The 25,123-nt window shown below is 62.3% G+C and carries 22 protein-coding genes; 4 read left to right on the top strand and 18 right to left on the bottom strand.

What is annotated here, in order from left to right; all coding sequences use genetic code 11:
- Window positions 1-195: 195 nt before the first annotated feature.
- The 15 genes from QRD43_RS20835 to QRD43_RS20765 form a co-directional block, all read right to left on the bottom strand.
- Window positions 196-1,656, bottom strand: a complete 1,461-nt coding sequence (locus QRD43_RS20835) for a pilus assembly PilX N-terminal domain-containing protein (protein WP_285984436.1) — start codon at window positions 1,654-1,656, stop codon at window positions 196-198.
- 33 nt (window positions 1,657-1,689) lie between these two features.
- Complete coding sequence (locus QRD43_RS20830) at window positions 1,690-2,247, bottom strand: type 4 pilus major pilin (RefSeq protein WP_285984435.1); 558 nt, start codon at window positions 2,245-2,247, stop codon at window positions 1,690-1,692.
- Window positions 2,248-2,269: 22 nt separating this feature from the next.
- On the bottom strand, window positions 2,270-3,433 hold the full coding sequence (locus tag QRD43_RS20825; RefSeq protein ID WP_285984434.1) for a type II secretion system F family protein: 1,164 nt from the start codon (window positions 3,431-3,433) through the stop codon (window positions 2,270-2,272).
- On the bottom strand, window positions 3,430-3,966 hold the full coding sequence (locus QRD43_RS20820) for a lytic transglycosylase domain-containing protein (protein WP_285984433.1): 537 nt from the start codon (window positions 3,964-3,966) through the stop codon (window positions 3,430-3,432). The genes QRD43_RS20825 and QRD43_RS20820 overlap by 4 nt, the downstream gene beginning before the upstream one ends.
- A 4-nt stretch (window positions 3,967-3,970) precedes the next feature.
- The gene (locus tag QRD43_RS20815; RefSeq protein WP_285984432.1) at window positions 3,971-5,851 is read right to left on the bottom strand and encodes a GspE/PulE family protein; all 1,881 of its coding nucleotides are present in this window, start codon (window positions 5,849-5,851) and stop codon (window positions 3,971-3,973) included.
- Between the two features lie 18 nt (window positions 5,852-5,869).
- Window positions 5,870-6,370, bottom strand: a complete 501-nt coding sequence (locus tag QRD43_RS20810) for a hypothetical protein (protein ID WP_285984431.1) — start codon at window positions 6,368-6,370, stop codon at window positions 5,870-5,872.
- A 145-nt stretch (window positions 6,371-6,515) separates the two neighbouring features.
- A complete protein-coding gene (gene pilO2, locus QRD43_RS20805) occupies window positions 6,516-7,838 on the bottom strand; it encodes a type 4b pilus protein PilO2 (protein ID WP_285984430.1) in 1,323 nt (440 codons plus the stop codon).
- Window positions 7,839-7,856: 18 nt separating this feature from the next.
- Entirely contained in the window at window positions 7,857-9,626 is a 1,770-nt protein-coding gene (locus tag QRD43_RS20800; protein WP_285984429.1) for a hypothetical protein, read from the bottom strand.
- Window positions 9,627-9,647: 21 nt separating this feature from the next.
- Window positions 9,648-10,184, bottom strand: a complete 537-nt coding sequence (locus QRD43_RS20795) for a TcpQ domain-containing protein (RefSeq protein WP_285984428.1) — start codon at window positions 10,182-10,184, stop codon at window positions 9,648-9,650.
- Entirely contained in the window at window positions 10,181-10,609 is a 429-nt protein-coding gene (locus tag QRD43_RS20790; RefSeq protein ID WP_285984427.1) for a hypothetical protein, read from the bottom strand. The genes QRD43_RS20795 and QRD43_RS20790 overlap by 4 nt, the downstream gene beginning before the upstream one ends.
- A complete protein-coding gene (locus tag QRD43_RS20785) occupies window positions 10,599-11,870 on the bottom strand; it encodes a type IV pilus twitching motility protein PilT (protein WP_285984426.1) in 1,272 nt (423 codons plus the stop codon). Before QRD43_RS20785 ends, QRD43_RS20790 begins: the two co-directional genes overlap by 11 nt.
- A gap of 14 nt (window positions 11,871-11,884) precedes the next feature.
- On the bottom strand, window positions 11,885-12,715 hold the full coding sequence (locus QRD43_RS20780) for a type IV secretory system conjugative DNA transfer family protein (RefSeq protein ID WP_285984425.1): 831 nt from the start codon (window positions 12,713-12,715) through the stop codon (window positions 11,885-11,887).
- A 47-nt stretch (window positions 12,716-12,762) separates the two neighbouring features.
- Window positions 12,763-13,239 (bottom strand): DotD/TraH family lipoprotein, encoded by a 477-nt coding sequence (locus QRD43_RS20775; protein WP_285984424.1) that lies wholly within the window; start codon window positions 13,237-13,239, stop codon window positions 12,763-12,765.
- A gap of 281 nt (window positions 13,240-13,520) precedes the next feature.
- Window positions 13,521-13,874 (bottom strand): DUF6283 family protein, encoded by a 354-nt coding sequence (locus QRD43_RS20770; RefSeq protein ID WP_285984539.1) that lies wholly within the window; start codon window positions 13,872-13,874, stop codon window positions 13,521-13,523.
- Window positions 13,875-13,950: 76 nt separating this feature from the next.
- Complete coding sequence (locus tag QRD43_RS20765) at window positions 13,951-15,585, bottom strand: replication initiation protein (RefSeq protein ID WP_285984423.1); 1,635 nt, start codon at window positions 15,583-15,585, stop codon at window positions 13,951-13,953.
- 525 nt (window positions 15,586-16,110) lie between these two features.
- On the opposite strand from QRD43_RS20765, the gene QRD43_RS20760 reads away from it, so the two are divergent.
- A complete protein-coding gene (locus tag QRD43_RS20760) occupies window positions 16,111-16,668 on the top strand; it encodes a hypothetical protein (protein ID WP_285984422.1) in 558 nt (185 codons plus the stop codon).
- A 382-nt stretch (window positions 16,669-17,050) separates the two neighbouring features.
- On the opposite strand, the gene QRD43_RS20755 is transcribed toward QRD43_RS20760, so the two are convergent.
- Window positions 17,051-18,076, bottom strand: coding sequence for a ParB/RepB/Spo0J family partition protein (locus QRD43_RS20755; RefSeq protein WP_285984421.1), 1,026 nt, complete (start codon window positions 18,074-18,076; stop codon window positions 17,051-17,053).
- Window positions 18,073-18,708 (bottom strand): AAA family ATPase, encoded by a 636-nt coding sequence (locus tag QRD43_RS20750; RefSeq protein WP_285984420.1) that lies wholly within the window; start codon window positions 18,706-18,708, stop codon window positions 18,073-18,075. Before QRD43_RS20750 ends, QRD43_RS20755 begins: the two co-directional genes overlap by 4 nt.
- A gap of 683 nt (window positions 18,709-19,391) precedes the next feature.
- On the opposite strand from QRD43_RS20750, the gene QRD43_RS20745 reads away from it, so the two are divergent.
- Together QRD43_RS20745 and QRD43_RS20740 are read left to right on the top strand one after the other, a co-directional pair.
- Window positions 19,392-20,513, top strand: coding sequence for a ParM/StbA family protein (locus tag QRD43_RS20745; protein WP_285984419.1), 1,122 nt, complete (start codon window positions 19,392-19,394; stop codon window positions 20,511-20,513).
- Between the two features lie 868 nt (window positions 20,514-21,381).
- Window positions 21,382-22,638, top strand: coding sequence for a hypothetical protein (locus tag QRD43_RS20740; protein WP_285984418.1), 1,257 nt, complete (start codon window positions 21,382-21,384; stop codon window positions 22,636-22,638).
- A gap of 652 nt (window positions 22,639-23,290) precedes the next feature.
- Here QRD43_RS20740 and QRD43_RS20735 read toward each other — a convergent pair.
- Window positions 23,291-23,941: a competence protein CoiA family protein gene (locus tag QRD43_RS20735; RefSeq protein ID WP_285984417.1), complete on the bottom strand. Its 651-nt coding sequence runs from the start codon at window positions 23,939-23,941 to the stop codon at window positions 23,291-23,293.
- A gap of 494 nt (window positions 23,942-24,435) precedes the next feature.
- On the opposite strand from QRD43_RS20735, the gene QRD43_RS20730 reads away from it, so the two are divergent.
- Window positions 24,436-25,023, top strand: coding sequence for a hypothetical protein (locus QRD43_RS20730; RefSeq protein WP_285984416.1), 588 nt, complete (start codon window positions 24,436-24,438; stop codon window positions 25,021-25,023).
- The last annotated feature ends 100 nt before the right edge of the window (window positions 25,024-25,123 follow it).

Genomic DNA, 25,123 nt, shown 5'->3' with positions numbered 1-25,123 from the left:
GCAGCAGCTCGCAGCAGCGTGGTGTTGCATGCGCTGTCCTGGTAGCCACCAGTGCATGCCACAGGCCGCCCGCCTGCTGACTTGGGCGGCGGGGCATCACTGACTTGGGCCGATACCAACTGGCTGGCCAACAACCCGGCGGCAGCGCACAGGGCAAGCACAGCCGCCTTCGCGGTTCGCATCATCGCGATCTCCTTAGAGGTAAGCACAGTAGGTCTCCACCTGTGCGGTTGCCCCGGGGACGGGGATGTTTGATCCATCACGGATGTTGATCGTCCAAGGGCCGCTGCCAGGTCCGGTGAAGGAGATGGCGGCCGTTGGGTTGATGTAGAAGGTGGCGGGCACCACGATGATCTGGGGCGTTGCCGTTGCAGGACAGCCCGGGCTCGGAACCACTGCACCGTCAGAGGCGATGTAGAACGTCTGCTTCTGTTGCCTTCCGCCTACTGGGCGCCAAACGCCCGACACGCAGCTCAGCAGCGTCCCGGATGTATCAACCGTGAGCGCACCCACGTTGCCAGTGGTCGATGAGCAGGCGGCACCCGAAGTCCCCTTGGCGTTAAGCCCGATCACTCCATTGCTGGCGACCATGAAGTCGCCCGCAGCCCCTTTGATCGTCCCATCGCTCTTCATGGCCGCAGAGACCGTTCCGCCAGCTCCCGCACCAATGTTGGAGTGGGAATAGACGTCACCGGTGCTCACGCCACCTGCCCATCCCGAGGGCATGTCCGTCGGGGCGTAGCAATTGGTACCGACACGCCCGCTGGCATCGACCTGAAAGCAGTTGCTGGAGTTCTTGAAGGTCTCCCCGACGACGGCCCCACCTGCGGTCACTGTCGTCGTTGCATTGATCGTGTTCCCAGCGAGATTCGACGGAGTTGAAATGTTGCCGGCTACGCTGAGCGCACCTTGAAGGTCAGGGTTCCGGGAATCCTGAATTCGGACAAACTGGCTGGTGGTGCCACTGGTAGTGCCGAAGTAGGCGCCAGGCACTCCGGCCGGAGAACCTCCCACGGGGTTCGGAACCGCCCACGAGCCGCCATAACCGGTGATGGTGCCCGGGCTGACGGGCAGGCTTACCCCACCCTTCACTCCGAGCTTGCTGAGAATCGCCCCGACCACAACACCATCGAACTGCCCCGAGACAGCCGAGTCCTTGACAGCACCGTTGAGGACCACAACTCCGTCGACGCCGCAATTCACGGGAACGCAACCCGTGGGGCTGCGCTTGAAGCTGACAGAGTAGCTGGCGTTGTTCAGCGTCGACTTGGTGATGGTCCAATTCGACGTGAGGTAGTTCATCGCCTTGAGGTCGGCGATCGAAACGCTCCACACAAGGTCGGGGCCTACCGATGCCGGGGTGACAGTCACCCCGGCTTTGGTAATGGGATTGCCCTTCTGGATCTCGATCAGCTGTTCCAGCACCATGCTGTTGCCGGCATCCGCCAGAGCAGCCAAGACGCCGCCCTCAGCTGCGCCGGCACTGAGCTTCTGGTTCATGAGTTCCGTCTGCAGCGTCGTTGCCGCCACCAGAGCCCCGACCACCAGTGCCATCAGTGCATAGACCAGCGCATTGCCACGTTCAGCGTGCGTGCCAAGCCGGCCGCTGCCGCGGGCGCGCTCTGAGGCCCAAGACGGGTGCAAGGCGTACATCATCGTCAGCCCCTTCCTATGGGTTGCATCTCGCGGTCAGGTGCGGCCGATGATCCAGGCGATGGACGCGGTCGCTGCGGAGTTGCACTGCGTCGCCAGCGTCCCCGGAATGACCTTGCCGTCCAACGGCTTGACGTCCGTGCCGTTCACCTGCACCTGGCGGGCAAGCGACTGCGTGCCCATCACGATTTCCTTGCACTGGTCGGCATCGACGTTGGTGTAGGTCAGAACGGCGGTGCCAACGGTGCTGCTGTTGTTGTCGACGAGCGTGATCGAGCCCGAGAACTTGTTCGTGGCGGCAGTACCACTGGTCGCGCGATTCCGGGGAATGGTGCCCCCCGCGACTGCGATGGGGGTGGTGAGGCCCACATAGCCGATCTGACCGTCGTTCGATTTGGCATTGCCAATGGTGGCCGCCACTTCTGCAACCACCGAGCCAATGCTGGCGCTGCGCTCTGCATCGGTGTATTGAGAAATGCCGACGGCCACGAGGACGCCGCCAACGACCAGCGCCAGCAGCGTGAACACCAGCGCATTGCCGCCTTGCTTCGGACGGCTACGCATGGAACGGAGATGGGCTTGCTTCTTCATCATGGACTCCTTCAGTCGGATGCATTTAGGGGTTGGAAGGGAGAACTGGATCGGGTGCATCGATCGGGTGCGCAGCTTCATACTCGGCCTTTGCAGCCATCATTGCGGCCGGCTGCATGACGTTGCTGAACTTGCCGACGGCCGTCACCGAGGCGATGCCAAGGATCACGGCCGCGGTTGCGAAGACACCGGTCACCGACGAACCTGCCAGGATGGCTGCAAGGCGAACGCGGCCGACCAGGCGGTCGCCTTCAGAAGTGCCAAGCTGGACCAGCACATCGCTGAACGTTTTGTCCTTGCCAGTGCTTCGGTATAGGGTCGATGCGCGGGCCACCATGTAGGGCGAAAACACGCCACGGCTGAATGCCTCCACGGCACGATTGGGGGCGTCATCCAGCGATTGCAGGACGCGGCCAAGGTGCCAGCGCAGCACCGGGGAAGCGCGCAGGGCCAGGTCCTCGATCGATCCGCGCAGCGTGCCCCCCGCTTGAAGAAGCATCGCGATGGAGCTGCAGAGAAGGCCCGCCTGATAGTCCCGATACAGCGAATAGACCGGGAGCTGCTCGGCCCTCAGACGCCATGCCCCCTTCCAGCGCGGCAAGGAATGCACGAGCGCCATGAGCCCAATGGCCGTGACGACCATCAAGGCCGGACCGTAGTCGATGGAGATGTCAGCGATCCACTTGGCCAGGCCATTGAAGCCAGTCCAGATTGCGTCGCGGACATAGACCGGAGCATTCTGATCGACCTTGCGAAGCAGCCCAGCTACCGTCCAGATGAGCACGGAGCACAGCAGAATCACCACGATGGGAAGCGCACTTGCCACGACAACAATGCGGCGCATTTCGTCTTGCTGCTCGATCGTCCTCTTCATCGAGCGCAGCGCGGCGGGCTTGCTGTTCGCGCGCTCAACAGCCAGTAGCATCAGGGCGTCGCTACTTGGCACGATCCCGTTGAGCAGGTACTCCAGGCGTCCGCCTTCTGCGCCGGATTGATAGCGCGCCAGCATGAGGCGCAGAGCGACAGCCCGACTGCGCATTCCGGTTCGCGAGGCATTCTGAATTTCGCCCTCGAGGAAGCTGAGCATCGATTCACCACGTTCGAACATCTCAGCCAGGTCGCCATAGAACTCGGCCCGATGGAGGTTGAAATCGAAGAGGTCAAACTTGCGCTGGATGGCCTTGATCACGGTTGCGCCTCTTGAGTATTGGTCGCGCGAACGGCGGGGATGATGGCTGTGCGATTGATGCGAGATGCGCTTGCCAATACGCGCTGGACGTAGCTGCTACCGCCCGGCGAATCGGAGGCGAAGCCACGAGTGAGATTGCCGCTGTAGTAGCAACTGAAGGACTGCTGAAGAGCAACCTGGGGATCACGGGCTCCCGTGAGCGCGCGGCCATAGCATTCACTCAAGATGACGCCGCCCACGCGAAGGCTCGTGCAAGCATCCAAGGCGCTCTCGTAGGAGACACCTCGACGCTCCAGCTGATAGCGATTGATTTGCGCAGCCCCGACCGAGAAGTTCCAGCCGTTCTTGATGAGTTCGCGAATCGTTGCCAAGGCTTCGGCAGAGTTGCGTGGCTGGCGCTCCAGCCGCCCCCCCACGACACCAATCGCGTAGGGGTTCAGACCAGACTCCACGTGCACGATCGCGGCCATGGTCACGGGATGCACATTGGGGGCGCATTGCTGGGCCAGGATGAGAAAGTCGACTGGAATCATCGAATCACCCTGCCACTCTGAGGACTGGGGACGTACCACGCGCGCGCTGATGCGCCACCGTCGGCCCGGACAACTCGAAGCGGTCGAAGGTCTCGAACTCCGCGCATTCACGCGGGTCAATCTCACCTCGGATCGCCCGCAGCAGCGCGTGCTCGAACACGGTCTTGCCGGTCATGTCGTCGCTGCACAGATCACCATCCGACAGCGAGCGATAGTGGGCGAGAGCGGCATGGTCATCGCCTTGCCGGACCAACTCGAGCCAGGTTCGGTCAGGCTGGAACAATTCGGCGACCAGACGACGGCCGATGGCCCCTCGGCCCTTGCAATGGTGGCACCCCCCCACGCGTCGGAAGCGAACGCCATCGACCGGCACCTGGAACTTGGTTTGGAGCAGCTCGACAATCTCGACCAGCTCTTCCGCGCTGCTTGGCTCCTGCACAGCCTCTTCAATCGTCTGGCAGCAGTGCTTGCACAGCAGCGGCACCAGTGCCTGATAGGCCAGCAGGTTCAGGATGTGAGGGCCGGTCAGTTGTTGGCGCGACAGACCGATGTCCTTGTTCGTCAGGCGTGGCACGATGTTGGTCAGCATGTGCACGTGCACGGTACCGAGCCCCAGATGGCCAGTTTCGGCCATCTGCAGCAGGAAGTTCCCGGTCATCCCGTCACGCACCTCGCCCACCGAACAGACATCGAGGTCGCTTCGCAGCAACCCCTTGAACACCCGCCCATAGTTCTGCAGCGTCACGGCCTCGTCGATCAGGTCCCGCTGTACTTCCATCTGGTGGCAGTCGTGGATCTCATACTCGATCGGATCCTCGACCGTGTAGACGGCCTTCTCGTGCAAGCCCGGCAGCGTCTCAATGAAGTTCTTCAACTGCGTCGTCTTGCCTGAACCAGTGACGCCCGCTATCAAGACCATGCCCTTGCCGGCGGCTGCGGCATTGCGAAGAAGCCTGATGTGCGAAGGTGCATATCCGGCGGCTGCATAGATCTGCTTGTACGGCCGCGCATCGGCCAGTGATGGCCTTTGCCACGTTCCGTCCGAAGTGGCCGGAGACTGGACCCGCACTTCACCGGTTCGACCAGGCCTTTCAGCTCGCAAGATGCGAACCACGCATTTGGGGCCCAGGCGGCCGGGCATGTTCTGGAATCGCAGCTGGCCGCTCGCCGTGCTGGTGTCAAAACCGATCATGCAGTCGCAGAAGATCTTGTCCTCGTACTGGGACCCGGTGTTTCCCTTTCGCGTGGAGTTGAAACCTGCAGCAATCGCATCAGCAATGTCTCGGCGCGCATAGCGGCCACCTGCACTGCTTGCGAGCATCTCAAGCTTGCCGTCGATGCGAACCCGGACCTGAGCTGCATTGCCCCGAACTTCGAAGTGCACGTCAGACGCGCCGCTCTTCTCGGCGATGTCGATGATCTGCTCGAAGAGCTCAAGCGGGGCCCCCTTGGCATTGCTGCTTGCACGATGGCCTGGATTCGTGCGGACATGCCGAATCACGGCGTCAGTAGCCTGGAGGTCATGGGTCACCACATAGCCAGCTTGTCGCAGGTGAGCCAAGAGATTGCGATGTGTGCGAGCAAGATCGGCTGCGAATCCATTCGGGACCTCGACCGAACGCAGCACCTTCACGTCGCGTGCGGACGTGTGCATCGCAGTCAGGAACGGAGCCAACACTTCCGGGACCACATAGATGGCACCCTCGCCTTGAGTGAGGATTCGCGCAAAGTCGCTGACCTCAGAGAAGTCACGCACGACCAGTTCATTGATGGGCCGATTCGCTGCGCGGTGCGCACGAGTTGGCCGCGCAGACGTTGCCTGAGCAGGCTTTGCTGCCTTGGGAACTGCACCGCTGGCGCTGCGAAGGAAGTCGAGGATGCCCATGCTGTACTTCATCCCAATTCAGAGGGCACTCTTCTCGAATGTGAACCGGCGGACCACGGGTGCATAGGAACCCTTGAGGTCTGATGCCCGCCCCTTGGCTTGACCTGCCTTCTTGCCGCCCGCCTCTTCGGCCAGGTCATCGGCCGTTCCGGGACGGACCAGGGTTGCACCGCTCGGGTAGATGGCACTGACCGTCCACGGAGTGCCTGCAATGCGCTCGCCTGATTTCTTGAGCACTGACCCAGTCGCCATCTGCACTTCGGCGTACCACTGCCCGCCGAAGCGTGCGACGCCGGACACCGCAACGGTGGGCTCAGGAGGGCGGACAGGGCGCACAGGCGCACTCGCAGCGCCAGCATCGCTGGCCGGTGCACGTGCAGTCGATACAACGGCAATGGGTGCAGCACCGGTGGGCGCTGGAACAGCCGTTTGGCCGCCAGGCGAGACGCCGCCCGCCTTGGTGGCAAGACTCGCCTCCATGGCCTTGCGCTGCACTTCGACGAAGTCACCTATCGTCATGGGGCCAGAGGGTGCCGAAGGCGCCGAGGCCACCGGCTTGACCTCTGCAGCCAGGGCGGAAGCCCCTGAGATGGCGCCGCATGCCACGAAGCCCCAGGCGAGGCACCCCAGGATGTCCTGCAGGTCTGCAGGGCGAGGGAGGTTCTTACTTGCTTGCCACATAGTAGTTCGCAGTCATGGTGAACTTGACGAGGGATGCAGGCGCCAGCGAGTTCGATGGCAGCTCGACCTTGAGGTACTCCCAACTCATCCAGGCAGGCGCCGCTTTGATCACCTCCGCCAAGAACGGACCAGGTACAGAGCTGACGGTGACCTCGCCACGCCACACGCCATGCGGGGTGTTGAACGAGCTCGGGACGCCTGCAGCCTTGGGCCACAGGTCTGGTCCCTTGACATCGACGCTCATGCCAGCGTTCTTCCAAAGCTGAAACAGGCTGCCTCCCGAAACGAATGCTTGGTCAAACTGCGGCAGCTGCGGTGTCGATGTCAGGTTGCGCGACCAGGTCGGCGTGAACCGCATCTCGGCGATGTCAAGACTCGGGGCGGACCCATTCTTGGTCTCCAGCACCAACGACATGTTGGGCAGAGCAGCCTTGAGTTCCTCGAAGCTTCCCCCTTGCCTTTGCCATGTCGCTTTGCAGTACCTCTCCGCCGCATAGCACTGGACCATCATCAGCTGCCAGGCCGGGCTGCCAGAGCCCTTGCGCACCACTTTCGCCGGCATCGCCAGCAGCTGGCCAACGAGGCGCTGCAGATCTCCCCGATCGGAGTACATGCGAGACCGCGATGCGACAAGTGCCGCCAGGTACTTGGGCAAGGGATCGGCCTCGCGCGCTTCCTGCTCTGCTCGCTTCCGCTCCTGAGCCTTCTTGTGCTGGCTCCAGGCCTGCCATCCACCAACTGCGAGCACCACCACGGCCGTAATGACGAGCGCGGGCAAGATGTTCACAGGTGCCGCGAGCAGCCGAGCGGACTTGCCAGGCGGATGGCCCGTGAGCCAATGAAGGTCCACTGCTTCTTGCAGTGCATGACCATCAAGCTCTTCTTGGTCAGACCAAATGGGCCTCTTCTCTTCGCCGAGAGCTTCCAGCACCGAGTGGAGGTCGTTGACCATGTCCAGCGTCGGCATGCCGTCATCAAGCGTGACGAGATAGAAGCGGTCGGCATCACCCAGCCGAAGCAGAAGAGCCGCGTTCGGATGGTCAGTACCGACAATCGAGGCGAACACGGCCGCCGCGGAGGCAGCCCCCTTCGGCAGCCTCTGCCCTTCCTCCGAGGGCCTTGGAACGAAGAAGCCGTAGGCAGCAGCGTGAGCACCGCTCTGTACGACGTAGTGCGTTGCGTCCAGTTGCGCCCGGGCTTCGTCCAACCGCTTGCGCGAGTGCTTGCCGCCGGTGACGGGACGCCAGGTCAGACCGGCCACCAGCGTGCCGGTGCCCGATTGGGCGATGATGCGGTCGATGCTCATGCTTCGTGCACGGGGCCGTTACTGCGGGCTGGTAGTCGCGCGCATGAAGATCACGAAGTCCTCGCGCTGTCGACTTTGAACACGGCTGCCACCGAGCAACAGGGGCGAGTCCTCGGTCAGCGTTTGGCGCTTGTTGCTGCTGATGTAGCGAGACAGTCCAGTGATGGCCACCACCTGCCCTGCCTTCAGCACCTGCTCCTGCTGCTTGACGATCGACGTCGTATCAGGCGTTTGCACGGTCTGTTGAGACGACCCCGTGCCTGAGGTGAAGTTCGCCATGCTGACCAGGCTCGATAGGCCGATGGAGAACTTCACCAGGATGTCTCCGTTCGCCATGGGCAGTGCCTGAGCAAAGTAGCGATCGCCGGTGGTCAGTGTGGAAGTCTTCAGGCCCGGCGCTCCCGAACCCACCGTCGTAGCCGTGCCGGGTGTGGTCTCGGACACGTAGGCAACACTCTCCAGGTTTGCCGATCGATCCCACTGGCGGTTCTTGGACACCAGGGTGACCGGTCGATGTTCAGAGGCATCGCCATAGCTCGAGAGAAGGTCCAAGATCGCCGAACTGCCACCGAAATTGGCAGCCGTGGCACTGCTCGACTGATTCGGCCCCATCACGCTGAGAGAGATGCCGCCAGCACTCTTCGACACCGTCGAAGCCGGGGAAAGCAGATTCATGTTGAGTGCGCGGCTGAACGACTTCACCGCCAGCATCCAGTCGATTCCGCGTTGGTCGCCTTCGTTGCGGCGAACCGAGTAGATGTCGAATTCGATTTGCACCGTGCGCGACATCGCTGCGTTCTCGCTACGCACGAAGTGGCGCACCTGAGCCATCGCATCCTTGGATGTTGTGACAGCGATGCGTCCGGAGCCTTCGGCCCGAATCACTTCGCTTCCCGGCACATCCTTCACCATCTGCTGGATGGTCTTGATCATCGATGCCACGGGATTGAACTTCCCTGTGTCCATCACGTCGGTCACTGCAGAACTCGAGCTGGAGGTCGACCCCCCTGCACCACCGCCGGATGCGGTCGCGCTGGTGCTGGTCCCTGCGTCCGCGCCGGTCATACCCATCTGCGAGCTGGTGTCGCCCTCGAAAGCCGCCACCTCGAAGAACTCCGTCCTCAGCCGCTCAATGACGATCACGTTCTCGCGGTAATCCCACGACAGGCCGGTCTGATCGGTCAGCTGGTCGAGGAAGCCCTTCAGCGGGCCATCCCACTGCATCTTGGCGTAGACCGGGCGGGGTCGAGCTGCCCCGCCCTGCCCCGCCTCCGCCGCGTTGGCAGCAGCGCCCGTGCCGCCAATCTGGCGCAGGAGCGGTTGAGCTGCGGCACTGGGCGAGGAGGCCGAGACCTCGTTGATGGCATCGTCCTTGACGCGAACCGACACGCCGACCAGCGAGGACAGACGCTCGGCGATGACCCGCAGCGGGGCCGGCTGGTCGAAATTGAGGCGGATGTTGTCGTAGAAGAGCGTCGGCAGTTGGGCATCGGCGCCTACGGGCACGGACACCGAACCGATCCAAGGCATCGTGGCGTGCCGAAGCACAGGACCGTTGGCCTGATCGGCCGCGCGGGCCGCGGTCTCATGCTTGCCGCCCACCACATTCGGGCCGCCTTCTTCGGCCAGCGACGGCGAACCGGCGACCAGCTGGGATGCCGTCTTGCTCGTGAGGCGATCCTGCTCCAGGCGCTGGAGCATGTTGGGCGACGTGCAGGCCGCGAGCGTCGCGGTGCCGATCCCCACCCACAGGGCCAGGAAGGCGAGTCGGAAGTTCGGAGTCTTCATGTTCATTTCTCGATGCCGGTGTCAGTTCTTGGCGGAGGTCAGGCCGGCCTCTTCGGGGATCGCCACGGACGGGCAATCCCGGGCCTGCTCACCCTTGCGGGTCACGCGCATCAGCAGCGGCTTGTTGGGGTAGACGCACGCTTCGAGCGGGTAGTCGCTGTAGCGGATACCAGGCGTCATCAGCGTCTTGAAGACCGCATACTCAAAGGAGCCAGTCCAGGTGTTCGGTCCCGACACGAGGAAGTTCTTCTCGGCGTCCCAGCGCAGCGTGTAGCCGGCATCCTTCGCCCAGCGCTGGAAGGTCTTCATCAGCAGCACGTCGCTTGCCAGGACTTCCCAGGTCTTCACCGGCTCCTGCGTGGCCCCAGCCGCGGGAACGGCCTTGGCGGCCGCTGAAGCCGCCGGCGCCACAGAGGCGGCCACCTGCGGTGTCCGCTGGCCCAGCTCTGCGGCCTTTTCCTTCTCCGTCCGTTCGTCCACGAATCCGGCCCAGGCAAAGCTGGAAGCGAGAACGGAGACAAGCGCCAGCGCGAGGGTGGCAGAGTCCTTGAGCTTCATGGGATGGTCTTTCCTTGTTCGCGGGTCCGGCCGCTGTTCTCCGCTCCAGCCTGGCGCGGGGTGCTTGTTGATGGGGTGTGGCTTGGCTTCTTGGCCGGCGCCTTCACATCGGGCTCGATGCGATCGCAGGCTTGGATGTCGAGGGTTTCGTAGGACTCGATCTGTCCGCGGCGGCGCCGGTACCAGACCGGGCGAGCCGCGACGACTTCACCACGCAGCTTGGCCTTGCTGCGCCGTAGCACCCAGGAGGGCTTGCGCCCCTTCCATTGCAGGTAGCCCATGACGCCAGCAACGACCAGGACCAGAAAGAAGTTCCACCAGGACCACCAGATGAACCACATGGCCACCGGTGTCAGGGCGAAGGCGTGCACCTCGGTGCCAGGAACCACCGGCGACTTTGAAGCGAAGATCCATTCACGCGCCATGTGCTTCGCGCTCCTGGATGAAGTGAGTGGCCTCTTGCTTGGTCATGCTCGAGACCTCCATGAAGGCCTCGAAGGAGATCAGCTTCTCCCTGAACGCCCGGTACGCACTGTCTTCAAAGGTGCCGCCACGCTGCTTGGTGATCGCAGCCAGCATCGCCTCCCATTTGTGGAAGGGCTCGGCCGCCAGCGCGGCTCGCACCTCACGATCGAAGACCAGGTAGGAGCGGAACGCACTGCGCGTGCCGCGCAGGTTCGGCGTGAGCTTCTGGGCAATGATCAGCCGCAGTGCTGCGCGCAGCTTGTTTGCGGCGGCCGGCTGCCCGTCTACGGGAAAGAAGCTGACGATCCGGTCAACAGCCTGGGCCGGCGTCTCGACGTGGAGGGTCGCATAGACCGCATGGCCCGTCTCCGCCATCTCGAAGCCGGCCATGACCGACTCGAGGTCGCGGAGCTCGCCCATGACGATCACGTCCGCCTTGCGGCGCATCGCGTTCGGGCCGGCAAGGCTGAAGCTCTTCAAGTCGCTGCCGCGCCCGATCGAGACTTGGGAAATCATGGGCATGTTGCCCTTGCCCAGTTGCCCAAAGGTGTACTCGACCGGGTCCTCGTAGGTGATGATCTTGACGGGGTTGAGCCCCTCAAGGCGCTCTCGGTTTGCGGATGCCAGCAACGTCGATTTGCCCGACCCAGTCGTCCCGATGACGAGGACCAGCCCGTACTTTGGGAACAGTGAGTCGAGGATCTGCTGCTCGATGCCCAGCGTTTCGAGCTTGGGCGGCAGCCCCGGGATGCTGCGGGTCGTGATGGAAATGCCTGTGGCAAGGTCGCCGACACGGCACTTGGTCGCGTTCGCCCGATAGCCAAGCACGTTGTCGCGGTCGATCACGACCTCAAGGCGGAAGTCGATTGGCTCACCGCTGTCCAGGCGCGCCGGACCGGTCTGGCCGTACTTCATGGCCACGATTCGCTCGACTTCGTTGTGCTCAAGGGATCGCGTCGTCACCCTGCGCCAGATACCCTGGATCTGCGCCGTGATGAAGTCGCCTGACTGGATGGTCAAGTCGGAAGCCCGGTTCTCGGAGGCCCAGCGAATGAAGTGGTCGAACTCGACCTCGCTGAAGTCGTGATCGAGGTTGTAGGGTGCAATCACGCCAGCAGCCGAACCGAACACGGCATCCTGCTTGGCAGCGGCCGCAAAGGTGGAATCTGGCGCGGCGCTTGCGGACGCTTCGGGGCGGTCAAGAAGGCTGGTGTCGCTCATGGATCGTCAGCCCTTCACTTCCCCAGCGGCTGCCAGCTGCGGTCGTCATCAACGAACGTCGTGCCGGCAGTGATGCGGAAGACGGTCTCTCCCACGGCCACCGTGTTGGGATCCTCGCGATTGATCACGCTGGAGGACGCCAGGACGGTCGGCGCCGTCACCATGCCGCGCGCATAGAGCTCGTAGAAGCGGCGCATGCCGAGATACGTGCGCTCAAGACGCGCCAGGTTCAGAGCGTAGACTTGGTCGGCCTGGTCATAGCCGCGGCGGTACGACTCGCTGACCTGCTGTCGCCAGTAGGCACGCTCTGCGTCGTCGCGAGGCAGGAGCGTTGGGTCCGCGGGGAGCTGCAGCTGGCCATCGGCGGCCAAGCCAACCAGCAGCCAGTCGCGCCAGGTTGGCGCGATGGCGACCGGCCTGGCCGGTTCGTCAATGCGATAGATACTCTTCGCGATGCGCAGCACTGTCGCGTCACCCGCGATGGCATCACGAGCCTCACTGATGACGGCCGGAAGGATGCCAACGCCCATCATCAGGTCGGAAAACCGGTACCGACGATCCAGCTCGGCCGAGCTGCGGGAAATGATGGCTTGCAGCTCAGCCGAGCGATCACGCAGGCCAGCCTGCGCCCCGAGGGCACGGGCCGTGTCGCCCAGCGCAGCTTCACGAACCGGCGAGAGTCTGACAACGGCCACACCCGCCGCATTGCCGGCGTTTGCGTTGAGCAATTGGGAAAGGGAGGTCCTCCCCTCGGGGGCTGGCGCCAGTTGCGCTTCTGCCGGACGTGACCACGCGACAAGCAACGCGAAGCCGGCGATGCCACCCAGCAGTGTGACTGCGGACACGGAGGGCTTGGACAGAGACAACGACGACCGAAGCACGCGATCCCCCCTCACGGCTTACCGCGATAGCGGATCTCGAGGGTCTTGTCCGTCAGCACCAGGTCCGCACGCTGACCGAACTGGTGCCCCACGTCAGCCAGGAACTCCGAGAAGGTCACGTCAGCGAGGTCGACGTGAACTGGCAGCGGCAGGAACGGTTGAGGCCCTTGCACTTTGAAGGCCAGACCACGAGCGGCAGCGATCTTCGACAGAAGCTGATCCGCGCTCCCTTGAAAGGAGACCGTGATGCCTTGCCCTTTCAGTTTCGGGGTCGGCAGCTTTTCGTCCGCACCGCTTGTGAACTGGGGCAGGTTTGCCACGCGATCCAGGGACTTCTGCAGGGCCAGCTCAGCCGGATCCGCCGCCTTGACGGGCTCGATCTTTTGGGCCGCGCATCCAGCGATCAAGCCCATGACATAGAGCGCGCAAGCCAGGCCGACAAGTTGTCGCGGCCGGCGGCGCGAGGAGTTCGTGGTGCAGTCCTGCATGTGCTTCTGAATCAGGTTTGATTTGCAGGAATCGTAGCATGCAAAACAAAACTTTCAACAGATCACCGGCATTTACAGAAAGACCCGTGAAGTTTTTTTTGGGACAGAGTGTCTATGCGCCAGTCAACCAAGATCACACCGGCCTGCTAGGCCGGCATGCCACTCGAAGGAGTCGCCTTTGCATGCATAGCGCTCGAACTGGCGTCAGAGATGCGCTGAAGGTGCCGAGCAAGTCGAAGCCGTTGCAGCCTCGCTACGCCTTCCGGGGGCACTACGGCCGGTCAGTCCCTGCAGAGTGTCAGCACCGGATCGTCTGGGTCGACACCGTTTGCGACGGCCATCGCCCTGTAGTTCTCGTGGAGGTCACACCCGCCGTCGCTCACACCACCATTGAACCGACCCTGCATGTACCCCAATCGCACTGCGAGGTTGTGCGCGGAGCCGCGCAGCAGGAAGCCAGCACAGATCGCAGGCTTGGCCTGACCCGACTGGTGGCACGCGAAGGTACGGTCGCTCATGTCGTATGCAGTGGCAGCCGAGTGTCGAAACGCCTCGGCCGGAAACTCGCCCACGGCGTCTTTGCGCCATGGGCAGTCGCCACAAGGCCTTCGCCTGTAGGTGCCGGGCCCACCCACGACCGTGACGACCTGGTGGTCGGCACCGGCCTGGCGGACCTTGACGACCTTGGGTCGCGTGAGCGGGCCAGCCACGTTAGCTATCCGTGGGCGTCGTCCCCACCTGGTCCAGACGCCAAAGAAGCCAGGCCTCCAGGCTCTGGTCCTCCGGATTGGGCAGCAACTCCGCCCAATCCGATGGGCGGCGCTTCGCGGCCCATTCCCGGAGTTCGTTCCAAGCACTCATGCCCGCCGACTCCCAGCCCTTGGCGATGATCGCGCGGGTAGCGCTGCGGAAATCCTGGCTGCCCTCGAACTCCTTGAAGAAATTCATGCGCCTTTCCTCAGGCCATGCAAGCAACGCAGCCTTGAAGATCTTGTGGCGCCGCAAGTTGAAGTCGACCAGCGCCCTCTCCTCGCGCTGCTTGCGCAGCTTCTCGGCCTCCTCCGCCTTCGCAACCTTCTCGATCTCGGCGAACTTCTCCGCGTCAAGGACGGCCTGGTTGGCGACGTTGGTCAGGACACCGGTGAAGAAGCTCGTGGGAGAGCCGATCCGTTCCCCCTGCTTGGCCTTGCGCTCCTGGGCCTGTCGGAATCTGGCCAAGGATTCGATCACATCGTCCAGGCTGAAGCCCTGGCTCAGCGTCGCGACCTCGTCCTCGGTGAACCCGATCTGCTTGAGCGTCTCAATGATGGCCTCCGGCCAGCTCATTGGCAGCTCCAGGGACTCCTGGCGCTTGGCAACGAACTTGAATTGCAGTCGCTTGACCTTGAGTCCGGAGCGATGCTCGCGCAGCTCGATGGTGTGCCCAAGGGCGCTGATGCTGTTGATTCGTGCCAACGCCGGCAGGAGGTACCGGCGTTTGAAGTCGCTGTAGTCCACGACGGACTTCTCGCCGGTCTTGGGGTCCACCTTCACATGCCGCGAGTTGCCGATCAGCAGCTCGATCCATGTCGCGACCGGAAAGTCGGCCGTCACCTTGTTGAAAGTGCCGATGTAACGCCAAGCGTGTTGGTACAGGGTGTAGGCCGCCTCGAGCCGAAGATGCGGCGTGATCTCGAACTGCAGGGTCACCCAGAACTTCGGCTCGAGGATCAACGACAACACCCGCGGATCGATGGCAAAACAGACCATGCCCTGCTTCGCGCCTTTGCCGATCCCGTAGGTCGAAAGGAAGCGACTCTTCATGTCCCACTCGGTCGACGCATCCTCGCCAAGGATGTTCCAGCGCAATGGCATCTCGTGCAGCCGATCCAGGATTTTTTCGATCTCCTCGTAGTTCTTGGTGCCGATGCCAGCCATCTTTCGCAGTTCGCCCTTGCTCACGTAGAACATGGGGGACGCTTCGTATTCGCGCATCTTCTCGACCACGGCCTTGGGCATCCGCTTGAACTCGATCTGGACCAGCGCCACGATCGCATCCATGATCCGGCGCGAGTTCAGTGTGTGGTTCTGGTCGCGGCTCACCGGTGCCGAGTGCAGCAGCGCAATGCCCTTCCTGAACTTGGCCAGCGCCGGCGGCGTCAGCAGCTCGCCGGCCGGGAACAGCGCCTGCTGGCTTGCGCCGTCCGATGCCAGGATCTCGTAACCGGCTGCCTGAGGCTCTTGCAAAAGCCCGAACACCTCACCCGGCTTGCTTGCCTCACCCAAGGGCTCCTGCCCTTCTTCCCCAAGCTGAGGGGAAAAGAACTCGCCTGCATCCAAGGCAGGCGCTACAGTCTTCTTTGCCATGGCCCATGCTAGCAGCTGGCAGATCGTGAATTCAAGGCGCCACCATCCAACGCAACCCCGGCAGACTGTTCATGATAGCCACCAGGGTTCGCTGCGCCAGTGCGAACAAGAGTGCCTTCGCCTCAAAACCGCCAGGGTTTCGACCCGAAATCGCCATCTGCTTCCTGATTTCCGCCAGGGTCGAACTGGGTTCCGCCGTCTGCTTCCTGATTTCCGCCAGGGTTTCGACGATAAGCTGTTGTCACCAAAGGGAAAATTCAATGGAAACAACGGAACGTTGAATGAAAGTTTGAAACAATGGCCCGCGGCTTCGCCTCTGAAGGCCATAGGGCCGTCGTCGTCTTGAAGAATGAACCCCCCTCAGGGATGCTTTTGGCCCGAACCAGGGTCGGAACCCTGGCAGTTTTGAGTAAAGATGCGCGTTTCGTACTCAGAACAGCGACCTGCGAAGCGCAACCCTGGCAGTTTTGAGTACTTTCTGCGTATGCAGTGCATACTCAAGCCGTGAGTACTGATTGAGCGAGCTTGAATACGGCCTTTCATACTCTGTACACTGTCGGCGTGGAAGAAAAGCCTGACCCCCGACTTGCGCTCATCACTGGCGCGGCCATCAAGTTGATGGCCGAGGCCGGTGCGGACGCGGGCGTCATCGGCCACTTCGCTCTGCGTTACCCAAGCATCGTCGCTGCGCAATTGGCACCTCCTCCTTCGCCTCCGCCTGTTCAAGAGATCGACATCGAGGCTTTGGTGAGGACTACTGTCGAGATGGTCCTGGGCCTGTCGGGCGGCGGGCAAGATGGTGACGCCAGGCCGAGGGCTGTGAAGTCCAAGCGAGGCCGCGGCGTCGATCTGGTGAAGCGGAACGTAACCGTTGGCGGCAAGCGCACGTCGATCAGCCTGTCGGCCGAGCTGTTCCGCAAAGTCGTCGCTGTCGGCGGCAATGACCAGGCTGACAAGTTGATCCAATCTTTCGTGGACCAGACGCCGGCAAGCGAATTGAATCGATCAGCTTGGGTCGAATCCCAGATCACACAACACTTGGTCTTGAACCAAATGACCGGAGACGGCGCCAGAGCACATTGAAGACCGGCCACCGCCGAAATGAGGAACGGGCGCTAATGCGCCCGTTCCTGCTTGTGGAGCTTGGGCCCGACCTAACTACAGCCTGGACCGAGTCGCTCTCCTCGCGAGCTTTTGAACTTGATCCAGGCGCCCGGCGGGTCTCCCTGCCCTGACCAGGTTTCAATGGCCGTGATGGCCTCCGTCAGGCTGGCATAGCAATACCGGCCTTTGTGGCCGAACTGCTCGATGCCGATCACTAGACCGCCGGTGAAGAGAAAGGGTTGGACCGCGCAGATGCCAATTCCTGGAATCTGCCTGGGTTGCCGGTAGCCCAACGCCTCGACCCACGCCAGGCCTGAGTCAACGGCCTGGTCGGATTCGCAAACTGCGGTCGGCATTGGCATCAGGCCTCGTTGAGGCCGAAGCGCCGCTTGAGTTCGGTCAACAGCTCGATTCGCTGCACCGGATCCACCAGGTGGATCTCGAAGGCGACCTTGCCGCTATCCCACTCCTTCAGGAAACCCACCTGCGACTCGCCTGTCTTGATCTTGTACTGACGGCTGATCTCCTTCGGCTTCCGCGTCGTGCCAGCCTCGAACTTCGAACGTAGGGCCTCAAGCTCTCGTGTCGACATCTGACCCGCGATCACCTTGTCGACCAAGGCCGTCAGATCATCACCAGCCACATGCTTCGAGATAAGGAGGAGCTCGTAGGCTGCAGTTGCAGATAGCCGCTCCGCCCCATCGGAGTCCTTGATGTACTGAATGATGTAGGTCGGCAACTTCAGGATGCCCAGCGTCTTGGACACGACGGATTTCGACACATGCGCAATCTCCGCCACTTCGTCCTGGCTGTTGGCAACTTGGTCGTCGAGCAACTTCTGCCAGACCAGCGCGCTGTCGATGACCGTGCCATCGTTGCGTTCCTTGTTCAGGACCTCACTGAGGCAGTACAGATCCTTGTTGGTCTTCGGCCCATCGTTCTTGATCCTGATCGTGCTTCGCCCCAGATGCATCAGGGCGCGCTTGCGGCATTCGCCATCGATGATGATCCAGTCACCCTTGATGGTCGGATGCGGGCACACGATGGCTTCGTACTTCTGCCCCTCCTTGGCGATCGAGTTGGCGCGCTTCTCGATCAAAGCTGCGGGATAGACTTGACGGGCGCCATAAGGATTCATGTGGCACCGTGCGATTTCGACCTCAGCGATCCCGCCAATCGGCAAGTCGTCCGAGCTCGAAAGCAGGGTGACAGCCGCCAGTTTCGGCGCCGAAACTGGCGGCTGCCGGTCGACAACCTGAGTACTCAAAGGAGCCATCCTCACGGCGGAGGGGGCGACGGCGCTGCCTTTGCTGACCAACCCCGCGCGTGAGGTTGATCCCAGGCCAACAAGTCCGGCGGAAAGACCGGCGGGTTTCTGCTTGGTCATTTCTTGACTCGCTTGAGTTGAGACGAAACATAGTCCCAAAGATTTGAGACTTCACCTGCGCTACGCGATTCGGCATCCAATTCCTGGACAGACCTTCCGTCGGTCATTGACGAAGCAAAGTCCGTCCGCTGATGAATGATGACTGGACAAACCGCGCCGTACACGGAGAGGGCCATGACCGCCTCGGTTGTGATCTTCGCGCGCTGAGCCGCACCGTTGATCACAAATAGAGGGCGGACGCCGGCGTTCTCGCACAGCTCTACGGTCCGTCCTACCGAGCGCAGGTCATGGGGACTCGGCCGGGTAGGGATCACAACCACGTCCGCGCAATCCACGACGGCTTGGATCGTGTCGGTGGCCTGGGGCGGGGTGTCGATGAACGCCAACTTGAACCCCGCAGCCTCCAACTCCTTGAGCTGCGCCGCCAGACCTGTCACATCCTCAACTGCCGCAAAGGCAATGTCCTGTGCCTCACGGGCATTCCACCAGTCGGCAGATGAAGCCTGAGGATCCGTATCCAGAACCACGACCGGCCCACGACTCGATCTCGACGCCTCCACGGCGAGATGGCCGGTCAAGGTGGACTTGCCCACACCGCCTTTCTGGTTGGCCAACACGACCACATACATCATCTAGTGCTCCTTGGTTGAAGGCCAGTTTCGGCGCAGAAACTGGCTTGCTGGTTACTGTAAACGCGTCACCTTCTGTAAACGACTCCAAATATAACAGCGCAAAACTTGGTAATCAATTACCGGCATTTGGATCGATGCCAGTCTTCACGTCCCTGACCGCGCCCTGGAGGATTAGGGGTTGCCCCAGATCGCCGGAGTGCCAGCGATAGGCCGGCACTCCGGCCGCATACAGGCCATGGGGACGGCAGCGCCGGAGCCAATTGCCACAGCGCGGCGAAGCTCAGGATCTGGCCCGTCTCACGTATCGCATACCTCTAATCGAATGCAGTCACCAGGCTGGGAGTGCGGCAGTGGTGCGGTTTCGGCGCCGAAACTGCACCACTGCCGCACTCGTGATGCATCAGCGGCGCAGCTTCCATAGCCAGCCATACCGATGCCTTGCCCCTGGTTCACTGACTCATCACTGGTCCATCGCTGAATGGACTGGCTGTCTGGTTGCGCAACCACGGCGCCCGCCAGATAGCGAAGCGCCATCAGCGGCGCATCGCTGGTACAGCACCAGTCGGCTAGTCCGGCGCACCTTGGAATGCAATCGCTGATCGGCCGCTTATTGATTTGTGCACTATCAATGATGCACAATGAAATTGTCACAACCCATCAACCACTTCTGAGAGGAGCTTTCGATGAGCAAGAGCAAGGCCGCGGTGGCGGCTATTCCGACGGTCCGCGTGATTGACGTGGGCTTTGGCCGCGTCAAACTGAGCCGCCGAGCTGCCGGCAGGGCACCGGGGGAAGTCGAGTTCATGCACTTCCCCAGTATGGCCATTCCGTCCGACCCCAGCGCCATGCGCGCCCTGGGCCAGAGCACTCGCGACACCTTCGACGTCCCGGCCGCCGGCGCAATGTACGAGGTCGGAATGGACATCGACCTGGCACAAACCGGCGGCGATTTCGGCCGGGACATCACGGATCAGTTCTACCTCTCCCCGATCTACGAGGCCCTCACCAAGGGGGCCCTGAGGTACATGGATGAAGAGACCATCGACCTGCTGGTCCTGGGCTTGCCCGTCAACCAGTACCTCAACAGCGACCGTCGCGACTACCTGGAGAAGACCTACCAAGGCGAGATCGACATCGGCGGCGGCAAGAAGGTGCGGATCAACGAGGTCCTCGTTCGTCCCCAGCCCCTGGGCGGCTACGTCGAGCTCGGCAACCACGTCGATGACTTGAACAAGGCGATTGCGAGCACCAGCGGCGCTCTGGAGCCGCTCTCGAGGGACGAGGACCTGGCAGCGCTGACGACGCTGGTCGTGGACCCGGGTGAGCACACGACGGACTGGCTGCTGATCCGTCGTGGCCAGATCAATACCAAGGCCAGCGGTGCAGCATCTGATGCAGGGCGCCACCGCGTCGTTCGAGCCGTCCTTGAAGCGCTGCAGGCCAAGGTCGGCCGGCCTCTGGGCCCGGCAACGATGCCGTTGATCAATGATGCGCTGCGCCTGGGCAAAGCACTGAAGCTGTCCGGAACGACCTACGACCTGGGCGAGTTCGAGGAGGTGATCAAGGCCGCCGTCGACGATCCGGTGAGCCGCTTGATCGAGGGCGTGCGTGGCATGCACGAGCTGATCGACATCATCGTGATCGTTGGCGGCCACCCGGATCGATACCGCGATGCCCTGGCCAAACGGTTCCCGGCCATCCCGGTTTTCGTCATGGCCGACAGCATGTTGGCCAATGCGCGCGGCTTCCAGATCATCGGCGAGGCGGTAATGGACGCCGCGTCGGAGCAGCCGAAGGCGGCCTGAAATGGAGCCCTTGCGCATCCAGATCGAGATCGACCCGGAGATCACGCCGGATCTGTATGCCGTCCTGGCGCCGCTCAAGCGCGTGAAGCGGACAGAGAAGCTTCGCGCGCTGGCCGCTGAGTCACTCGCCCTGAAAAAGCTCCAGCAACTTGCGTCCCAAGGCCTTATCCACGTTCAAGTTTCCGGCTTACGAGAAGGGATGGGACATGGCGGCGTATCTCAGCACCTTGAATCGCCGGCTGGGTCAGATGAGGGAGGACAGACCGGGCGGGCGGCACTTGCAGTAAACACGGCACCCAGCAAACCGACAGCAGCAGAGCCGGCGCCACCGCCACCCCAGCAGCGGCCTGGGAGCCGCGGCCGGGCGGTGGCGGCAACAATGAGCCAGGCGCTTCTGCGGGGATGAGGTGCGGGCCACGACGCGCCAATTCAGCGTTGAGGCCTGCGACCGTGATCCGGTTCGACGTCGACCACCTGGCGGCCTCAAGATGAAGGCCCTGGACATTCAAGCAGATGTCCAGGGCCTTTGTGTTTTTGACCTTGGAGTTGGGACATGACGGCCAGTAGGACACTCCAGGCTCAGCAAAGTAAACGGTGTCGCAAATTCGAATGGGGCGAAATAAGCGGCACCGCAAATGTCACGGTCCAAGCACTTCAGCGGGGTCGGGTAGGTCGTGAAGGATCGACCTCTATAGCATTTTGCTTCATAATTGTTTTGCAAAGTCAATCAGGACCCGGTCAGCTGGCTTCAGTAATCGGGACAAAAGGAAAGCCGGGCTCGGAATAGCCGATACCGTCAATTCGCCGCAGCCATCGAGCACGACTCCAGCACAAGGCCACCGCAGAAGGCGGCCGCGTCCGACAAACCATGAACGACAGCCAGGCCGCGATGCCCCCAAGCTCGGAAGATGAATTCACCCCCCAGGCCAACCCGTCGGGGCTCAACGAACTGAGCGCGGCAGTCGGGCACGGGGTTCAGACCACGGCCATTGAGCCCGGCCAGCAGGCGTCGACACCTGAACCGGCAGCCGTGTCCCGAAAGCAGGTCAAGGCTCGCCGGCTCCTGTCTACCGAAGATCAATACCGGTACCGGGTCGGCCTGCTTTGGCGCCAGGCCACGGAGGCCAGGACGACGGATCCGCAACAGCCACCCTTGATCAAGCCCACCGACGTCGTCGACTACCTGATTGAGCGGTCGAGGTCGCTCAGGCCAGCGACGTGGGGGATCTATCGAAGCGCCCTGCTGTTCTGCTTCGGCGAGCTCGCTGGCAGCGACAAGAACTACGCCGAGGCTCATGATCGGCTGTCGCAGAGCAGGGACTCCACCGGCCCTCGCGGTCGACGGTCGAGCTCGGGTCACCAGGACACGCCCCCTCTGCGCGCGTTCCGCTCCGGCAAGACCGGCATCCCCAAGAACGACCTGACCATGCTGCTGGATCAACTCGGCCTGCAGAACCGCACGGCAGGGTGGGGCGCCCGTGCCCAGTACTGGCTTCTCGCCACGCTGGCCACGGGCGTCAGACCCAACGAGTGGGAGGAGGCGTCCTGGGGCGACCAGGAGAAGACTTGGCTGCTCGCACCGAACAGCAAGCGCAAGATCGATGTGCCGGCCTTCAATCGCACCGACGCCGAGCAAGGAGAGGCCGAAGCCGAACAGCAGGAGGAGGGCGCCGAGGGCGAGCCCGCGGCCAAGACCTTTCGGGCCATCCCTGTCGGTTCCGAGTCCCGGGTCTTCGTCGACCTGCATCTGAGTTCGCTGAACAGCAGTGGCGTCGCCTTCCAGGCTTACTACAACAACTGCCGGACAGCCATCTGGTCGGCCTGCAAGAAGATCTGGAAGGGCAAGAAGAGCTACTCACTCTACTCGGCCAGGCACCAATACTCGGCCAACAGCAAGGCGGCATACCCGATCGGGGACGTCGCAGAGCTCATGGGCCAGACCGACGAGAAGAGCCCAATGTTCTACGCACCGCGGCGCCTGGCCTACGAGGGCGCGGGAGGCCTGCGCCCGCAGAACGTCGAAGGCCATGGCGAGGCACACCAATCTGATCCCAGAGGGCCGAGCAATGCCGCAGACAGGCCGGAGCAAGGCCAGAACCGATCTCAGGGCTCCGGCGCGAACTAAGCCGCCCGACCTCAGGGTAGACCTGGACAGCGGCAGGATGTGGGGAGGGGGAGGGCCATCGGCGGGCGGGGAGGGCGACGCACTGTTCACTTATCGCATCACTTGTGAAGCCATGAGTGATGCAATAAGGATGACGTTTATCAGATGTCGCAGTATCTCTCCAAGACCCGTGGTCGGGCGTGATTGCGCGAAACGCGCGGCAGCATCGCACCCTCAGCTTGGCCGCCGTGCGTTGCCCGCGGGCAACGACGTAAGGCCAACTGATGGCAACTGGAAATGACAGCGGTAGGAAAGGCATCCCCGCGGGGCCCATGGATACGGGCCCCGCTTGCGTGAAGCGAGGTGGGGGGCTAGAGTCTGGGTAACCGGTTGAGGAATCGGCGGCAGACTCAGGGGCTCAGACACGACGGGAATCGTGTTTGAGCCTTCTGCCTTTCTGGGGTCTGTCAGCGGCGCTGCTACTACACCTTGCGCTCCTTTCTCTGGATCACGTGCTGATCCAGGGAATCCAGGTAGTCGACCAAGTCACTGGTGCGAGCGAAGAGACCCTGCCGGTGCGGCAGGCGGATGACCTTCAGCCCCAACTGGCCGCGCTCCACGCTGCGCTCCAGCGCTTCCGCTGTGCGGAAGCCGATTCACCAAGTACGTGCCGTCAGCCCAGATTCCAGGAGCCGCCCCTGTACTGGAACGAGCCGCCGAGCACGCCCGCGAGCCACGCCGGCACCGATGTAGCCTTCCCGCCGCCGAACATCACGGGTTGCGCACCGTTGGTGTCCAGCACGGCCACAGGCAGCTCTGGCAGCATGCCTGTTCCGATACCCCCTGCCGGCCAGGTGCTATTGAAGTCACGTTTCAACAACAATCGGGACGTGGCCTTGCCCAACGTGAGGAAGGTCTCGCGGCGAACAAGCCAATAGCACTCGACCGACGAGGCCGCGTACCTTTCCTGGCGCCGCAAGTAGTCGCGGAGATGCTGGTAGGACCGCTGCAGCTCGATCGCGATGGTGCGGCCGTTGGCAGAGAACAGGACATCAGCCTCCCATCTGTCTCCACTCGGCGATCGGCCAGGTGCCTCTTCGCGGCCCTCAATACCCATCCCAAGCAAGGCGGCCAGCACCGAGGCCTTGCCAGCCTGGTGCCAAATGGTCTCAGGCGCAGTGGCACACTCGTCCGAGAGGTGGGCAAAGAAGGGCACTCCATTGATGCTGGTCTTGAGCACGGCCGGCGCCCTGCAGCAAGGCATCACGAAATCGCCGACTGCCGCCGACTGCTTCAGCCCCTCCCAGATGTCGATGGGGATCAAGCCTGTGTCCACTGGCCGACCATCGCGTGTCCAAGCTGCATGAGTCATTCATTCGTCCTTTGGCCCGGAATTACTCCGTCAATGGGGCGCCTCCGTGGCAACGCGACAACCCACCATTGGGATGTCGAAATGGGCATTGCCTCAAGCTCATTGTGGACTGGCAAACCCAGCCTCCTGAGTTCAGGCTACAGCGCAAACCGACAGACAGGCATTGCCGAAGTGGTGGCACCACTTCAAAAAAGTGTCAACTGGAGACACCATCCATCAAATGTTCCACGGAAAATTTCTGCGGTGGCTGTTTGCAAGAAAAATCCTTATAAACCAATAACTTAAGATCAAAGTTTCTTTGCAATAGTGCCGTGAAACATTTTACCTGCGGCGCCAATCAACCTACTTCGGTATCAATGGTTGAATTTCGGTATCTTATGAGCCTTGAGTGATACCATGACGGTATGGCTACGTCGTCAGATCCTCCGGTGCCCCAGATGGGACCGATGCTGTCCCTCCTGGACTGTTCGAACCGGCTGCGAGAGGAGCTCGGAGAAATTGCCCCTGCGTACATCACTTTGAAGCGCTGGTCCGCCGCTGGGCGGCTGAAGGAGGCGAGGGATCAACTTCCAGGTCGGCGCCCGCTGTACGACTACGCGGCAGTGAGGAACTTGGTTTGCCGGGCACACTTGCCGAGCCCAGGCCTGGCTGCAACCCAAGCGTCACCCTCTGCCCAAGAGGCAGCGGCGCCCGTCGCAGGGGAGAAGCAACATGGCAACCTCGAGCAACTCCTGATCCGCTTGGTTGAGTCGCAAGAGGCCCAGGCCGCGGCCGTCATCGAGCTGCGCGAATCCATCGCTCCCTTCATGCGGCACGCAGCCAGCATGGCCCGCGCCGTCGAGCAGCTGGACGCGGTACGCAAGATGTTGATGACGAGTAAGGACGCGGAGATTACCTCGGCGCGCCAAAGGCTGGAGCTTGCCCAGAAGGAGATCGCCCGCCTGACGGATCTGGCAAATCCGGTGAGCCAGGCACGAATGCATGCGCTGCTCGTGCGCGTTGAGGATGCCCTTCGAGGCATTCAAGAGGGATGAGCAGCAGCAGGGCGCATGTGAGCGCATGAAGGGGTAGACGGAAACCAAGGACGGTTTGGCCCTAGAATAGATTTGCCGACTACTTATTAGGCAAAACATT

This window comes from Roseateles subflavus (genome assembly GCF_030285365.1).
Taxonomy (GTDB): Bacteria; Pseudomonadota; Gammaproteobacteria; order Burkholderiales; family Burkholderiaceae_C; genus Roseateles_B; species Roseateles_B subflavus.
The sequence above is the reverse complement of the archived record's forward strand: the minus strand, read 5'-3'. Positions and strand labels throughout refer to the sequence as shown.

Excerpts from the sequence above, each read along its gene's own strand:
- QRD43_RS20835 (WP_285984436.1), bottom strand. The coding sequence starts at position 1,656 with ATGATGTACGCCTTGCACCCGTCTTGGGCCTCAGAGCGCGCCCGCGGC.
- QRD43_RS20830 (WP_285984435.1), bottom strand. The coding sequence starts at position 2,247 with ATGATGAAGAAGCAAGCCCATCTCCGTTCCATGCGTAGCCGTCCGAAG.
- QRD43_RS20820 (WP_285984433.1), bottom strand. The coding sequence starts at position 3,966 with ATGATTCCAGTCGACTTTCTCATCCTGGCCCAGCAATGCGCCCCCAAT.
- QRD43_RS20815 (WP_285984432.1), bottom strand. The coding sequence starts at position 5,851 with ATGGGCATCCTCGACTTCCTTCGCAGCGCCAGCGGTGCAGTTCCCAAG.
- QRD43_RS20810 (WP_285984431.1), bottom strand. The coding sequence starts at position 6,370 with ATGACGATAGGTGACTTCGTCGAAGTGCAGCGCAAGGCCATGGAGGCG.
- pilO2 (WP_285984430.1), bottom strand. The coding sequence starts at position 7,838 with ATGAGCATCGACCGCATCATCGCCCAATCGGGCACCGGCACGCTGGTG.
- QRD43_RS20800 (WP_285984429.1), bottom strand. The coding sequence starts at position 9,626 with ATGAAGACTCCGAACTTCCGACTCGCCTTCCTGGCCCTGTGGGTGGGG.
- QRD43_RS20795 (WP_285984428.1), bottom strand. The coding sequence starts at position 10,184 with ATGAAGCTCAAGGACTCTGCCACCCTCGCGCTGGCGCTTGTCTCCGTT.
- QRD43_RS20790 (WP_285984427.1), bottom strand. The coding sequence starts at position 10,609 with ATGGCGCGTGAATGGATCTTCGCTTCAAAGTCGCCGGTGGTTCCTGGC.
- QRD43_RS20785 (WP_285984426.1), bottom strand. The coding sequence starts at position 11,870 with ATGAGCGACACCAGCCTTCTTGACCGCCCCGAAGCGTCCGCAAGCGCC.
- QRD43_RS20775 (WP_285984424.1), bottom strand. The coding sequence starts at position 13,239 with ATGCAGGACTGCACCACGAACTCCTCGCGCCGCCGGCCGCGACAACTT.
- QRD43_RS20765 (WP_285984423.1), bottom strand. The coding sequence starts at position 15,585 with ATGGCAAAGAAGACTGTAGCGCCTGCCTTGGATGCAGGCGAGTTCTTT.
- QRD43_RS20755 (WP_285984421.1), bottom strand. The coding sequence starts at position 18,076 with ATGACCAAGCAGAAACCCGCCGGTCTTTCCGCCGGACTTGTTGGCCTG.
- QRD43_RS20750 (WP_285984420.1), bottom strand. The coding sequence starts at position 18,708 with ATGATGTATGTGGTCGTGTTGGCCAACCAGAAAGGCGGTGTGGGCAAG.
- QRD43_RS20745 (WP_285984419.1), top strand. The coding sequence starts at position 19,392 with ATGAGCAAGAGCAAGGCCGCGGTGGCGGCTATTCCGACGGTCCGCGTG.
- QRD43_RS20740 (WP_285984418.1), top strand. The coding sequence starts at position 21,382 with ATGAACGACAGCCAGGCCGCGATGCCCCCAAGCTCGGAAGATGAATTC.
- QRD43_RS20730 (WP_285984416.1), top strand. The coding sequence starts at position 24,436 with ATGCTGTCCCTCCTGGACTGTTCGAACCGGCTGCGAGAGGAGCTCGGA.